Source organism: Paenibacillus lacisoli, from assembly GCF_030580655.1.
Lineage (GTDB): Bacteria > Bacillota > Bacilli > Paenibacillales > Paenibacillaceae > Paenibacillus > Paenibacillus lacisoli.
On record NZ_JAUQTB010000003.1, the window covers coordinates 467,475 to 482,366 of the forward strand.

Annotated in this window: 16 protein-coding genes; all 16 read left to right on the forward strand. The window is 44.0% G+C overall.

Translation table 11 applies throughout. The features are described 5' to 3' along the window. Positions 1-93: 93 nt before the first annotated feature. The 16 genes from Q5741_RS09035 to Q5741_RS09110 all read left to right on the forward strand — a co-directional run bounded on the left by Q5741_RS09035 (position 94) and on the right by Q5741_RS09110 (position 14,712). Entirely contained in the window at positions 94-972 is an 879-nt protein-coding gene (locus Q5741_RS09035) for a ComF family protein (protein ID WP_305023739.1), read from the forward strand. A gap of 180 nt (positions 973-1,152) precedes the next feature. Continuing rightward, positions 1,153-1,554 carry a flagellar protein gene (locus Q5741_RS09040; RefSeq protein WP_305023740.1) on the forward strand — a complete coding sequence of 134 codons (402 nt, stop codon included), beginning with the start codon at positions 1,153-1,155 and terminating at the stop codon, positions 1,552-1,554. 203 nt (positions 1,555-1,757) lie between these two features. Beyond that, entirely contained in the window at positions 1,758-2,018 is a 261-nt protein-coding gene (gene flgM / locus Q5741_RS09045) for a flagellar biosynthesis anti-sigma factor FlgM (protein ID WP_305023741.1), read from the forward strand. 16 nt (positions 2,019-2,034) lie between these two features. Next, a complete protein-coding gene (locus Q5741_RS09050; RefSeq protein ID WP_305023742.1) occupies positions 2,035-2,535 on the forward strand; it encodes a flagellar protein FlgN in 501 nt (166 codons plus the stop codon). A 16-nt stretch (positions 2,536-2,551) separates the two neighbouring features. Beyond that, positions 2,552-4,132 carry a flagellar hook-associated protein FlgK gene (gene flgK / locus Q5741_RS09055; protein WP_305023743.1) on the forward strand — a complete coding sequence of 527 codons (1,581 nt, stop codon included), beginning with the start codon at positions 2,552-2,554 and terminating at the stop codon, positions 4,130-4,132. A 20-nt stretch (positions 4,133-4,152) separates the two neighbouring features. Continuing rightward, complete coding sequence (gene flgL, locus Q5741_RS09060) at positions 4,153-5,073, forward strand: flagellar hook-associated protein FlgL (protein ID WP_305023744.1); 921 nt, start codon at positions 4,153-4,155, stop codon at positions 5,071-5,073. A 19-nt stretch (positions 5,074-5,092) separates the two neighbouring features. After that, a complete protein-coding gene (locus tag Q5741_RS09065) occupies positions 5,093-5,662 on the forward strand; it encodes a DUF6470 family protein (protein WP_305023745.1) in 570 nt (189 codons plus the stop codon). Between the two features lie 78 nt (positions 5,663-5,740). After that, complete coding sequence (fliW, locus tag Q5741_RS09070) at positions 5,741-6,184, forward strand: flagellar assembly protein FliW (RefSeq protein ID WP_305023746.1); 444 nt, start codon at positions 5,741-5,743, stop codon at positions 6,182-6,184. A gap of 1 nt (position 6,185) precedes the next feature. Continuing rightward, a complete protein-coding gene (gene csrA, locus Q5741_RS09075; protein ID WP_305023747.1) occupies positions 6,186-6,428 on the forward strand; it encodes a carbon storage regulator CsrA in 243 nt (80 codons plus the stop codon). Between the two features lie 174 nt (positions 6,429-6,602). Then, positions 6,603-7,448: a flagellin Hag gene (hag, locus tag Q5741_RS09080; protein ID WP_305023748.1), complete on the forward strand. Its 846-nt coding sequence runs from the start codon at positions 6,603-6,605 to the stop codon at positions 7,446-7,448. A gap of 111 nt (positions 7,449-7,559) precedes the next feature. After that, positions 7,560-9,449, forward strand: coding sequence for a glycosyltransferase (locus Q5741_RS09085; protein WP_305023749.1), 1,890 nt, complete (start codon positions 7,560-7,562; stop codon positions 9,447-9,449). A 60-nt stretch (positions 9,450-9,509) separates the two neighbouring features. Next, the gene (locus Q5741_RS09090) at positions 9,510-9,881 is read left to right on the forward strand and encodes a flagellar protein FlaG (RefSeq protein ID WP_305023750.1); all 372 of its coding nucleotides are present in this window, start codon (positions 9,510-9,512) and stop codon (positions 9,879-9,881) included. Positions 9,882-9,892: 11 nt separating this feature from the next. After that, the gene (gene fliD / locus Q5741_RS09095; protein WP_305023751.1) at positions 9,893-11,458 is read left to right on the forward strand and encodes a flagellar filament capping protein FliD; all 1,566 of its coding nucleotides are present in this window, start codon (positions 9,893-9,895) and stop codon (positions 11,456-11,458) included. A gap of 18 nt (positions 11,459-11,476) precedes the next feature. Continuing rightward, entirely contained in the window at positions 11,477-11,860 is a 384-nt protein-coding gene (gene fliS, locus Q5741_RS09100) for a flagellar export chaperone FliS (protein WP_305023752.1), read from the forward strand. 1 nt (position 11,861) lies between these two features. Next, positions 11,862-12,191 carry a hypothetical protein gene (locus Q5741_RS09105; RefSeq protein WP_305023753.1) on the forward strand — a complete coding sequence of 110 codons (330 nt, stop codon included), beginning with the start codon at positions 11,862-11,864 and terminating at the stop codon, positions 12,189-12,191. 55 nt (positions 12,192-12,246) lie between these two features. Continuing rightward, positions 12,247-14,712 carry a glycosyltransferase gene (locus Q5741_RS09110; RefSeq protein WP_305023754.1) on the forward strand — a complete coding sequence of 822 codons (2,466 nt, stop codon included), beginning with the start codon at positions 12,247-12,249 and terminating at the stop codon, positions 14,710-14,712. Positions 14,713-14,892: the final 180 nt, after the last annotated feature.

The window sequence follows — 14,892 nt, forward strand, 5'->3', positions numbered from 1 at the left end:
ACACGTCCGGTTGATGACCGGCGTGTGTTTTTTCGTTTTCTTCGGTTGTTTTGTTTTGTGGTGATCAGAGTTTAAAAAAGGAGGCAGCTAATTATGCATTTGGGTTCGGCATGGCATGATCTTCAGCGGGGACTTCTTCAGCTGCTTGCTCCGGCCAAAGGGGTATGCCTGACCTGTCAGGGTGTGATCACCAGACCGTCCGGCGATATTCCAGGTATATGCGGCCGATGTGCAGCTCTCATCCCATGGATTCAGTCGATCCGCTGTCCGGACTGCGGCCGGCCGTCAGGCTGTCCGGATTGCCGGCGGGAAGGTACAGCCTTGCGGGCGTTTGTCTGCAACCGCAGTGCGGTGAGCTATTCGGAGGACATGCGGGCATGGATCGGGAGTTACAAATACCGCGGGAACGAGCGGCTGGCGGATCCTTTGGCGCATATGCTGGAGAAGGCCTACTTGGCTATGCGGAGGGAGTTCACCGTTTATCGTGAGCTGCATCGCGGGCGGGATGGACAAGGACACGGGATCCGATTTGGAACAGGCATGACCCGTAATAAATTCTGGCAGGCCGACCTGTTGACGTCTGTGCCGGTCAGTGAGGAGCGGCTGTTGGAGCGGGGGTTCAATCAGGCCGCGGAATTAGCTCTGCGGCTGGGGCAGCGGCAGCGTATTCCGTGCATGGAGCTGCTTGTGCGCAGCCGGGATACGGGCAAGCAGAGCTTTAAAACACGCCGTGAGCGGCTGGAGAGCATGCACAGTGTATTTAAGGTGGACGAAAGAGCTGCAGAAGGGCTGCTTGGACGGGTTAAGCATGGCGAGCTTGGTCAGCAGGGTCTCCCGCTGCGGATTGTATTAGTGGATGACATCTATACGACAGGCAGTACATTAACGGCTTGCAGCCGGCTGCTGCGGGAGTACATGGAGAAGCATGAGATAAGTGCTGAAATCTATGGATTAACCTGGGCCAGAGCTTAGAAAAATCTTTCGCTTTTATGTACAATGAACAGTGATAACTACGCCTTAAGCATGGTAATTGTGAAAAGCAAAGCGCATTTTCTGCCAAATATTTAACATTATGATAGACGTCATCCGACATAATAAAGTATGGTATGTATATTACCAGTTATTAGTGTGCTTGAAAGGAGCGACAGGGAGATGAATGTAGGTAATTGCCCTCGCTGTGGTAAACTATACGCTTTGAATTTCAAGAATATGTGCCCGGACTGCATCAAGGGTGTCGAGAAAGAATATGAGAGATGCGTGGAGTATTTGAGAGAGAAGCGGGGCGCGGATATTCAGGAGTTGTCCGATGCTGTTGAGGTTTCCATCAAACAGATCACCATCTTCATCAGAGAAGGCCGAATATCCATGAAGGATGCGCCTAATCTGATGTATCCCTGCGAAGTGTGCGGAACACTGATTCGTGAAGGGAATATGTGCCAATCCTGCCGAGCGAGGCTTACCAAGGACCTTGCGCAAGCAGCAGCAGACCAAGGCCCAAGTGCGAAAGATCATATGGGCACCGGTGCCTACAAGGCGGTCGACAAATTGCGCTAAACCTAGTACAGTGGTATTAAAAACGTTTCCAGCTATAAAAAATGTTTCAAACGCAGCCGATAAACTTAGTAAAGCTTATCGGTTTTTTTCTATTCTATAGAGCATAGACCCGAGTCATTCTATATAATATTGAAAACAGTAATTGAACGAAGACGAAGAAAATAAGGTGTTCAATTCCAGATAAGATAAGGAAGGTGTAACTTGTGAAAATCAACGAAACAAACCGTGTAGGAGCGATTAATTCTTATCAGCGTAATGTGGAAGCAGGACGGACGGAAGAGAAGAAGAGCCGCCGGAAAGACGAAGTTTCGATTTCTTCCGAAGCTCTGGAAATGCTGCAGCGCAGCAGTGACCCGGAACGTGCGCAGAAAATTCAGGCGCTTAAACAGCAGGTGGCCTCTGGTAATTATCAGGTCGATGCAGGTAAGCTGGCCGATAAACTGCTGCCATTCTTTAAATCCTGATTAGGTGGAATGCATAATGGCATTGGATGTAATGATGAACCTGATGGAACAGCTGGATACGATCCACCGGTCCATGATCGACCTTGGCCAGGTTAAAAAGAAGGCCATTATCGCTAATGATGTGGACCGGCTGATCCAGCTGCTGAATCAGGAGACGAAGTTAGTGAAACAGATTGAACAGCTCGAAGAACAGCGCATCAAGGCTTCGTATCAATTCCTTCAGGATCGAGGCATTAAGTCCCAGTTAAACCTGAACGTGACAGAACTCTCCCGTCTCGTATTTGATCCGGAAGACAAACAGAGACTCCTCCACATTCAATCCCGCCTGTCCCACACATTAGATGAGCTTAAAGAGATCAACGAACTGAATCAGAAACTATTGGAGCAATCCTTGGCATTTATTGATTACTCCCTGGATGTTCTGGTGGACAGGCCCGTTCAGGATGCTGTCTATCAGCATCCCGGCGATAAGAATATGGGCAAACGCAGTCCGGGATTATTCGATACCCGGGCTTAACTAAGGAGGAGCAACCGTGACATCGACTTTTCATTCTATTGAAACAGCCAAACGCAGTCTCTTCACACAGACCGCAGCCTTGAACACAACAGGACACAACGTTGCTAACGCCAATACGGAGGGTTACTCCCGTCAAGTGGTGAAGATGGAAGCGACACGTCCTCTTGAAGCTTTCGGGATGACGCATTCTACTTTTCCGGGACAGCTCGGCACGGGGGTTGAAGTTACTTCCATCGAACGGGTACGGGAGAAATACCTGGATACTCAATATCGCAATGAGAATGCCGATCTTGGCAATTATACGATACAGAAAGACAGTTTGGATAAGCTGCAGGCCATTTTCAACGAACCCTCGGATACCGGTATCCGCACGGTGGTAGACAATTTCTACAAAGCGTGGTCCGATCTGAGTAAAGACCCGGAGAGTGTAACAGCACGTACGATCGTTAAGGAAAGTGCTCTCGCTCTGACAGATGCCATGAATCATATGAGCAAGCAGCTCAGTGATCTGTCCACAGACCTGACAACAAACATTGCGACAAAGGGAACAGAAATTCAAACCTACCTTACCGCCATTTCCAACCTAAACCAATCCATTACCAAGATTGAAAGCTCTGGTGATAAAGCAAATGATCTGCGTGACCAGCGGGATTTGCTGACGGACAAGCTGTCCAAGATTGTGAATATCAACGTAACGGACAGCGATCAGGGCTACAATATTTCGATTGGCGGGCAAGCGCTGGTCACCGGATTTACCGTAGCCGCAGCTCAGGTAGATGGTGCTTTCCTGACAGGTGCCTTTGCTTCAGGTGACCTCAAAGGCGGCGAAGTGTATGGCATGATCGTCTCCCGTGATAACTATGTTGCAGACTATACGAATCAGCTGAACAGCATGGCGAACACGCTGGCTAATGGTGATATTAATATCAAGCTGCCGAAAGGTTCCGTTATCCCGGATGGAACGACCGTCCGGCTGCCGGATGGCACTACGAAGCAGTTCACAGGCTCTGTGGCAGCGCGTACGCTGGGCAGCGATCTGAATGTGGTTGTAGCCGGTCTGAACGGATTGCACCAGCTTGGCTACACCAAGGAAGGTCAGGGTGCGAACGGTAAGCCGATTACGGGTCTGCCTTTCTTTACGGCGTCCGATAATGGCACCATTACCGCTTCTAATATTACTTTAAACGCGGCTATTGCCGATGACCCTACCAAGATTGCCACCTCGCTGCGAGTCAGCGATACGGAGAATCTGGTACAAGGTAACAATACTATTGCCAGCTTGATTTCTAACCTGAAGACGACGGCATTTACGACGCCGGGAACCACCAAGTCTGCTACGATCGACTCCTATTTCAGCTCGATGGTAGGTCAGCTCGGCATTCAGGCTCAGGAAGCGGATCGTCTAACTGATAACTCGACTTCCCTGGTGTCCCAGGTGGAGACAATGCGCCAGTCCGTCAGCGGCGTGTCGCTGGATGAAGAGATGTCCAACATGATCAAGTTCCAGCATGCTTATAGTGCAGCATCCCGCTTTATGACAACGTTCGATCAATTGCTGGACAAGCTGATTAACTCGACCGGTACGGTTGGCAGATAAGAAGGAGAGGTAACCAGACGATGAGGATTACGAATAATATGCTGAGCTCCCAGCTCATGCTGAACTTGAACCGCAATGCGGAACGGATGAATACTACCCAGGAGCAGCTCGCGACAGGCCGCAAGATCAACCGTCCATCCGATGACCCTGTTGGTATTACCTACTCTCTGCGCTACCGTTCGGAGCTGTCCTCCAACGAGCAGTATCAGAAGAATGTGGATAGCGCGGTTTCATGGTTGGACTATTCGGATACGGTACTGGGTCAAGCTAACGATGTGATGCAGCGTTTGCGTGAACTGACGGTCCAAGCATCAACCGATACAAATCCGCAATCCGCACTTGACTCGATTAACAAAGAGATCGGTCAGCTTCGGGAACAGATGGTTGATATCGGTAATAGTCAGCTAAACGGCAAATACATTTTTAATGGTCAGACTTACGATATAAAGCCATATGACTTTCCAATGAATGCTGATGGTACTCATAATATAACAGGGGCCACATTAAAAGAAACCGATACAGGCTATGTAAACTTCTCTGTGGGTGATAGTGTAGTTTTGCCAATTAACCAGACAGGAAATGAAGTGTTCGGGAATAAAACAGATAGCGATAATATTTTTGTTATTTTTGATAAAATCACAACTGCATTGTCTGCCGGAAAGACTGCTGATGTTGGTGCTCAGTTGGAACAGATCGATTCGCGAATCGAGAAGATACTGAAATCACGTTCGGAGGTCGGGGCCAAATCGAACCGCGTTGAATTGATGCAGTCACGTTTGGGAGACATGGAGACAAACCTGACCTCATTGCAATCCAAGACAGAAGATGCGGATTATGCTGAATTGATTATGCAATCCAAGATACAGGAGAATATCTACAATGCTTCGTTGTCGGCGGGTTCCAAAATTATTCAGCCTTCTCTTGTAGATTTCTTAAGATAAACGTAGGAGGCCGTGTATTATGTCATCCGTTCCTATTGTCCAGATACGCCAAACCTATGGGAAAATCGGTATAGATGCTGATCTCGGAAGTTATTCTATTCAACAGCCAAAGGCAGATATGCAGATTTCTACTAGAGCTGCTCAACTTGAGATTCATCAATATCAACCCGAACTGCAGATTGATCAATCCAGAGCGTTCGCTGCATATACTGGTGGCGGTAATCTGGAAATGACCAAACGATTATATTCCTCCGTCCAGCAAATTTTTTTGCAGGGACTTGCTAAGCGGGTCGAAGACGGAAACCGGATGGCGGAGTTTTTTAAGCCTGGTAACAGTATTGCGCAAATCAAGGGGGATTGGAATTTAGGTCCCTCCTTCGGAGAGTTTCGTGGACCTGCTTCTTCTGCGAACGTAGATGTCCACTTTGAAGTGCGTGAGCCGGATATTGAAGTGATACCTGGGGGCGTTGACATAGATGTTACGGTCAACAAACCGGTCATTGAATATACACGCGGGAAGCTTGATATCTATATGCAGCAGTACCCGTCTGTGCAATTTATACCTCCTGCTGTGGACACAGCAGTCTGATTAAGAGCTATAGGTGTGCTTCTACTGCCGTCTATAGCTCTTTTCGTTATATGACGTTTGAAAAAGGAGAGATTAGAATTGATTATTGAGACATCCTCATGGGGAAACATAGAAGTGGCGGAAGAACAGGTCTTTCGATTTGATAAGGGGATTCCTGGGTTCGAAAGTTACAAGCAATTCGCATTACTAGAAATGGGAGAAGAGCCTTTTGGATACTTACAGTCTGTTGAGGATAAGGACGTATCCTTTATGCTGGCGGATCCTTTTGTTTTTTATCCGGACTATGAGTTTGAACTTCCCGATTCAGAAGCTGATGAACTGGGAATTGATGAGCAGATTGTTATCCGAAACGTACTTACCATCCGAGAGCCGCTGGAACAATCTACTGTAAATTTACTTGCGCCTCTTGTGCTCAATCCGATTAAAAGAACTGCAAAGCAGATCGTGCTTAACCAATCTAATTATCAGACCGGTCATCTGTTATGGAAATCTTCACCTTCTACTACAAAGGGGGATAAATAACATGCTTGTTCTATCCAGAAAAAAGGGAGAGTCTATTGTCATTCAAGACAATATTGAAATAACGGTGCTTGGCGTGGAAGGAGATGTCGTGAGATTAGGCATTTCTGCACCTTCCACTATAGATATCCTGCGCAAGGAAATCTATTTATCCATTCAGGATTCCAACCGTGCATCGGCTGCTCCAGAGACAGCTACGATGAAGTCTCTTGTTGCGAAATATCGTCAGCAGACACAGAACGAATAAAGAACAATTTTCTTTAAAAAAGTTTTGAAAGCTATTAACTATTCCAAAACAGAAGACGATATATATTTTAGGAGCTGATAAGTGAGCAGGGGCGGCCGACCCTTGAACTTACAGCCCATACCAAACACCACATGGACGTGGGAATAATTATCCAATTCAGGGAGGAAAACTCAAATGATTATCAATCACAATATTGCTGCACTGAACACATCTCGTGCACTGAACTCTGCTTCTAGCGCTCAAAGCAAATCCATGGAAAAACTGTCTTCCGGTCTTCGCATCAACCGTGCTGGTGATGACGCTGCTGGTCTGGCAATTTCCGAAAAAATGCGCGGTCAAATCCGTGGTCTTGATCAAGCTTCCCGTAACGCTCAAGATGGTATTTCCCTGATTCAAACTGCAGAGGGCGCACTTAACGAATCCCACAGCATCCTGCAGCGTATGCGTGAACTGGCTGTTCAATCCGGTAACGATACAAATACTGCGGATGACCGTCAAAACCTGCAGGACGAAGTGGATCAACTGGCAAAAGAACTTACTCGTATCTCTGATACAACTGAGTTCAATACAAAGAAATTGTTGGATGGAACTGCATCTACAAATGCTATGACTTTCCAAATTGGTGCTAATACTAGCCAAACAATGTCCCTGACAATCAGCAAGCTGGATGCTGCTAGTCTGTCTGTAGGTACTGGTGTAGGCGAGGCAGTTACAGGTCTTGACATTAAGACTGCTGCTACTGCTGCTACTGCAGCAATCAGCACAATCGATGCTGCGATCAAAACTGTATCCACACAACGTTCCAAACTGGGTGCTGTTCAAAACCGTCTGGAGCACACTATCAACAACCTGGGAACTGCTTCCGAGAACCTGTCTGCTGCTGAATCCCGTGTTCGTGACGTGGACATGGCTTCCGAGATGGTTACTCAAACCAAGAACTCCATCTTGGCTCAAGCTGCTCAAGCTATGCTTTCCCAAGCAAACCAACAGCCGCAAGGCGTACTGCAATTGCTCCGTTAATCTTCACTTTAAAGGACTCCGTTATGGAGTCCTTTTTTGTTTTTCTCTAAAAAAGCTCTCCTAAAGAACCGATAATGAAGGTACGACTTAGGAAACGGAGAGGAAACAACAATGAGAAATACCATTTCGCTTTGTATGATTGTTAAGGATGAAGAAAAGGTATTGGAAAGATGCATAGAGAGTGCCAGGAATTTGGTGGATGAAATTATTGTTGTAGATACAGGTTCATCAGATCGTACCTTAGAGATTGCCCAAAAATACACAGATAAGATATACCACTTTGAGTGGATTCAGGATTTCTCGGCTGCGAGGAATTATTCGATTCGTCAAGCCACAAGCGATTACATTTTAGTACTGGATGCAGATGAATATTTGGACGGAAGTGCGAATCTGAAGGAGGATATATCTTCGGAGAAAGACTTTTACATCATGAAAATACAAAACCATAATTCCGATGAACGTATTTTTACGCATTCGGCTATCCGGTTATTTGCGAATGATCCGCGCTTTTTTTACAAAAACCGTCTGCATGAGCATCTGAATGTGACAGATCCAGAGTTGGAGAATCAACTATCTCGCGGTGATGCTCGGACATTGATTCAGCACACCGGTTACTTTGAAGAGGTCATGCTTGAAAAGGACAAGTCTAACCGTAACTATAGCCTCATGAAAACAGAAGTTGAAGAAAACCCTACAGGGTACAACTTATACAATATGGGCAAAGTGCTTATGAATATGGAGAAGTATGAAGACGCAATTGAATATTTTCAAAAAGCGTTTCCTCTGGCCCATGGGCGGATGTTTCAACCGGAGCTGTTAAGCCGGCTGGGATTCTGTCTGTTGATGCTAAGCGAATATGAACAGGGCATCAAGGTTATGAACGATGCAGTACAACTGTACCCTGAGGACGTTGATATTCGGAGCATGCAGGCAAGGCTTTATATGGAGGGAGGATATGTACAGGATGCCGAAAAGGCGCTGCTGCAGTGTCTTGAAATCGGAGATCAGGGAGTCTCAGTCACGGAGGGTTCAGGAAGCTATATGGCCAGATACCTGTTATCCAAGCTTTATGAGCAGCAGGGGCTGATTGCACAGAGCTATGAACAAATTATCCAAGTTCTGCAGGAAAAGCCGATGTTTACGGGCGGCTTGCAGCAGTATTTGAACATCATGGGCAAAGCTAATATTCCTTCAGACGAAGTGTACAGCAGCATCAACAGCTTATATCAAGTCTCGGATGTAAGTCATCTGCAAAAACTGCTGGATGTTTTGTACCACACAAGATCATCTCTCTTACTAGAGTATTTACAAAAATATAAAGTCAACTTGCAGCCAAATGAGCAAGCGGTTGCTTATCAATATGCAGGCAAATACACAGATGCCGAAGAGCGTTGGAGCAAGCAGGATAGTCTGGATAACGAGAATATAAAAGATGTTCTCCTTTTGGCTGTTCTTTTGAACAGCGAACAGCTGTTGGATATGGTCCTGCCATTGCTGAATGTTAACCATAAGGAAGTAAAGCTGCTTAAAAAGCTTGTGAACGGTGAGAGACAAATTGTGGGGGCTATTTCTACATTCTTGGGTAACGTGCTGTTAGTGGTTGCAGAACATACCATTAAATTGCAAGAGTTTGATTGTTTTGAGAGAATTATAAGCGTGCTCCTTTTAGGGTCCGTTGAGATGAAATATAGCGTAGGCCGGCTGCTGCACCAGTATGGTTTTGATGAGCTAGCAGTAGAATTATTGATGAAAGAATACAACCAGAATTTAACTAATAAGAATATTCATCGTCTGCTTGGAGATATTTGTGTGAAGCAAAATTATATTCAGGATGCTGTGCTCTTTTACACCCGATTAGTAGAAATCAGTAATGATTACAGAGCTTACGAGAGTCTGTATAAAGCTCTTATTAAAGCTGAAGAAACCACCACGGCGAAAGATTTGCAGAAGATGATCATGAATAGGTTTCCGGAGGCACAATGGATCAGACAGGCGGTCTAATTAAATACAAGTAAAAAGCCGATATATATATATAAAATATCTTATTCGGAGGTTGTTGGGATGGATCCTCATATTTCAATCTCAACTAGAGTTTCAGGCAGCTTAGACACGGGAAACACACCTGTAGATGACAGATCTACAGGGCAGGAAGTTGACAGCGTTGGAGAAATGAAAAGAGTGGAATATCAGGAAGGCCCACTGCCAGTAGGGGAAGAACAGTTCATCCGGCGCGTTGAACAAGCGATGAAGGCTTTGGCAGGTCCAGAGACAACGTTGGATATCAGCATTCATAAGCCAACCAATTCAATCATGGTTAAGGTTCTCAACAAAGATACCGGGGAGGTTATTCGAGAAGTACCTCCAGAGAAAACGCTGGATATCGTCGCTAAAATGATGGAAATTGCAGGGATCATTATAGATAAAAAAGTATAAGGAGTGATAGTATGACAACAATCAACGGCAGCAGCTTACTGCGTGTAGGCGGCTTGGCTTCAGGCATGGATACAGACAGTATTGTTAAACAGCTGATGTCTGCTCAAAAAATCCCTCTCGATAAGTTGAATCAGCAGAAACAGCTCCTGGAATGGAAACGGGACGCTTATCGTGATATAAACAGTAAACTGGTTGATTTCCGAGTTAACAAAATTTCGAGTTACCGGAGCTCTACAGCAATGGTTACTCAGAAAGCCGTTGTAAGTGGCAACACGGATGCCGTTTCTGCCAAAGCAGGTGGCGGTGCTAATGGAGTAGCCATGTCTGTAGAGGTCTCTTCTCTTGCAACTAAAGAAACGGTAAAAGCAGCTAATACTTTAACAGCTGGCGGAAAATCTGCATTATTGACAACCAAGCTGAGCGATTTGGCATCTTATAATTCGTCTGACTTTACTGCAGCTACATCGGCAGATGGTAAGACAACATATTCGGCAACAATCATGATTAAGGTTGGTGCGGATACGGATGCTGATGCGCTCAAGGTGGATATTACATCAGAAGATACAGTCGCCTCAGTTATCAATAAGATTACAAGCGGAACCAATTCCAGGGTAACGGCTGTCTATGACGAAGTAAGTGGTCAGTTTTCTATCAAAGCTAAAAATTATGGGGAAAATAACGATATAACAGTTAGCGGCCTGTCCGCTACACTCGGAGTTTTTACCCAATCTGTTAAGGGAGCATCGGCCAAAGTTACAGTGACTACGGATGAAGGTTCTCAAACGTATACGCCTAGTTCCAATACGCTCACGGTTAACGGGGTAACACTCACGCTAAACTCGACGAATGAAGGGTCACCTTCTAAAATTACAACGCAGTCAGATCCTTCGACGGCTGTGGAAACAATTAAATCATTCGTTAAGGATTATAACGATCTAATCGCAACATTAAATACAAAAATAGGCGAGGCAAAGTATAGGGACTATGTTCCTCTGACTGATGAGCAGAAGAAGGATATGAGTGAAGACGACATCAAACTTTGGAATGAAAAGGCCCAAAGTGGACTTCTGAAGGGTGATGATATCCTAACATCAACAATCAGCATGATGCGCGGCATCATAACGGAAGCTTTAGGCGGAGGATCCGTCAACCTGGCTTCCATGGGGATTACAACAGGACAATATTTTGAGAATGGTAAGTTATATGTAGATGAAGCCAAGCTGACAAAGGCTATTGAATCAAATCCTGAAGGTGTAACTTCTTTCTTCCAGGGCACTGCTGCTACTTCGACAAAGAGCGGGCTTTTCAATAAATTTTATGACAAGCTTAATGGCGTGCTTGATCAGATTTCCAAGAAAGCCGGTACATCCAAACTTTCCTCTGATACGACTAAGGCGTACTTGCCTGAAAGTCTGATGGGCAAGGAATTAAAAGAGTATAATAAGCGGATTTCCACCCTGCAGGACCGCTTGAATGATATGGAAACCAGATATTATAAGCAGTTCACGGCAATGGAACAGGCATTAAGCAATTTTAATAACCAGTCGGCCAGTTTAACCAACTTCTTGAATGGTTGATAGGAAGGAGCAAATCAAGTGATTACTACTCCACAAGAGAAATATAGACAGGCTGCCGTTCAGACTTCTCCTGCCCAGCTGTTAATTATGCTATATGATGGCGCAATTCGTTTTGTCCGCGCCGGAATCAAGGGTATTGAAACAGAAGATCTTCAACTAATGAATATTAATTTTGTCAAAGCTCAAAAGATTATTAATGAGCTCAGCGTTACTTTGGATCGGAAATATGAAATCTCCAAAAACCTGTACAGCTTATATGAATATATGACGTATCTTTTAATTCAATCCAACATGAAAAAGGATACCGCCGGGGCTACAGAGGCACTTGGATATTTAATGGATCTGCGTGAAGCATGGGTTGAAGCAAGTAAACTCGTTGCAGGTTCTTCTGAGGCTAACTAATATGGAAAGTTCAGTAACAGCATTTTTAGAAAAAACGGAAGCTTTATCATCTCGTCTAGATAGTTGTACTTGGGAAGAGTTATCTCTGTTTGTACAAGAACGAGGAGAACTGGTAAGTTTGGTTCACGAGGGCAAGCTTGAATTAACTTCGAAAGTATCAGATGAACTTGCTAGAATTTTATTCTATGATGAGCAAATTTCGAAGCAAATGAAAAAATATAAGCAAGAAGCAGCTCAATGGCTTGTCCAAAGGCAAACTTCCAAGATACAAAGAAATGCATATGAACTGAATTACGCGCCAGACTCCATATTAATGGATAAAAAGAAGTGAATATTGTCGAAGAGCCCTGGTTACCCAGGGCTTTTTAAATGACAGGAGGTCTACGATGAAAACCAGTATGGTTGTATTAACTTATAATCAATTAGAATATACAAAACTCTGTATTGATAGTATACGCACATACACAAGTCCAGAGACTTATGAAATCATTATCGTCGATAATTTATCTACAGATGGTACCAGGGAATGGCTGAAAGAACAGCCGGATCTTAAGCTCATTCTGAACGATGAAAATCTTGGATTTCCAAAAGGATGTAACCAGGGTATAGAGGCAGCTACTGGAGAACTAATCCTGCTTCTAAATAACGATACAGTGGTTACTTCCCATTGGCTTGATAATATGATTACTTGTTTAAACAGTAGTCCTGATATTGGTGCTGTTGGATGTGTAACCAATAATTGCTCCTATGGTCAGCAGATTTCCGTTCCTTATGATAACTCTGAGCTGGAAGCCATGCAGGCATTTGCTGCCGATTTCAATCAATCTAACCAAGAGCTTTGGGAGGAAAGATTAAAACTCGTAGGTTTTTGCTATCTTTTTAGAGCTGAAATTGCCAAGCAAATCGGTTTATTAGACGAAATATTCACACCGGGCAATTATGAGGATGATGATTACTCCATTCGTATTCGCGAAGCGGGTTATCGATTAATGCTCTGCCGAGATACATTTATTCATCATTTTGGGAGTGTGTCTTTCAAACAAAAAGCAGTTCGGCTTAAACAGCTCCTTGCCAAAAACCGACAAAAGTTCATGGATAAATGGGGCTTTGATCCAGATGCACAGAAGATCAATTTTGGGGTCGTGGATCAGCTTCAGGAAAATCATAAAAGTTTTGAAGAGTTTCGAGTTCTTGAAGTGGGCTGCCAGGCCGGTGGGAATCTGCAGCAGATCAGAAACAATTTTCCGAAGGCCAGCTTATATGGTGTGGAAAAAAATATAAATGCTGTACGTCTAGCAGACAAAATTGGAGAGGTGCAGCATGTTGCCGAATATACGGGAAGTCTGAATTATTCCGAAGCGTTCTTTGACGCTATTGTAATTGATGAAATTTTATGTGAGGTCATAGATCCTTGGCGTGTACTCGACGGATTAAGAAAATATCTGAAGCCTGACGGTATATTCATATTCGGAATATATAACGCACTGCACTTCACCATTGTTGGGGATCTCTTAAATGGCAATTGGGACTATGAAGGAGACAGCCTTCTGGAGAAAAAGCATCTTCGCTTCTTTACTCTAAAAGAAATAAGGAAGCTGATGGCAAGAGCCGGTTTGGAAATCACGAATACGCTCGGCATTCCGTTTCATTATACGGATCCTGTTACCATACAAAGCCTTTCCGGATTAATGCCGCCTGAATTAAAAAGTCAGCTTAACATTGCCGAATACATTGTAACTGCTAAACCAAGTGAACTCCCGGACATTCTTAAAGGTATACTCGATAATAGAGATAATACTAAAGAATTTTTTGAGAAGCTCAGTTCATATAATGACAAAACAATTATGGACTTTATTAAATTTACTATCCCTCAGAATGAACAATTCGAATTGTTTAATATAACAGGTGTCGTTTTCTTTGAAAATGCCCAGCTGAAAAGGGTTCTTCCATATTTCGAGCAGGCTTTAGAAATCAATGATCAAGATAAAGAGATATTATTTAATACAGCTTACTTTTTGACATACCTCGGGGAATCCGAGCATGCAGAAGAATATATATCGAAACTGCGGGAAGTAGATAACGATTTGTTTTATCAATTTACAGAAATTTCATGTGCATCTATAATGGATGACCTGTCAAAACTTGAAGAGCAACCCCTCGTTTCTATCGTAGTCAGAACAAAAAATAGACCGGAACTCTTGGCCAGATGTATTGAAAGCCTCAATAAGCAAATATATTCGAACATTGAAGTAGTAATTATTAATGATGGGGGATCACCTGTCGATGAATTGATTGAAAAAGTTGAACACACTGTGCAATTCCACTCGAATAAGTCTTCTCAAGGAAGAGCTCATGCTTTGAAAAAGGGTCTTGAACTTGCAATAGGTAAATACGTCAATTTTGTTGATGACGACGATCTCTTATATCCGAACCATGTGGCTTTACTCGTACATGCATTAGTACAAGGCAATAACCATGTTGTGTATTCAGATGCAATGCTAAGAATTGAGGAAAAGGCCGGGGCTTTCTGGAGAGTGGTAGAGAAGAAAAAGGAATACTCAAGAGATTTTGACGCTGAGCTCCTTCGTAGAACGAACTATGTACCCAATCTAACCGTTATGTTCGATAGGGAACTGGCGATTGAGGCAGGTGGAATCAATGAACAATATCAAGTTCTTGAGGATTGGGACTTCTGGATCCGGCTCAGTCAACTGACGGAATTTTATCATCTTGCTCAACTAACCAGTGAGTACTCTCAGCGTATTAATGGCGATAATGCTACCCAAGTGGAAGGACATACCTTTGCTGCAATACGTAATAAGATCTATAAAGAACAAAGTGTGATTTTTTAAATATTTTTCTCCTAACCCGTTTCACCTGTTTCAATATACAGGGAAGCGGGTTATTACTATATTGTAACTTCTATACAATCACCAGATTTCTTTGTCTATGATAACCGGCTGTGTTAGCAGCAGGATATTGCTGGAAAATAAATGAATTAAATCATTTTCTTTTCCAATTGACAATGGATA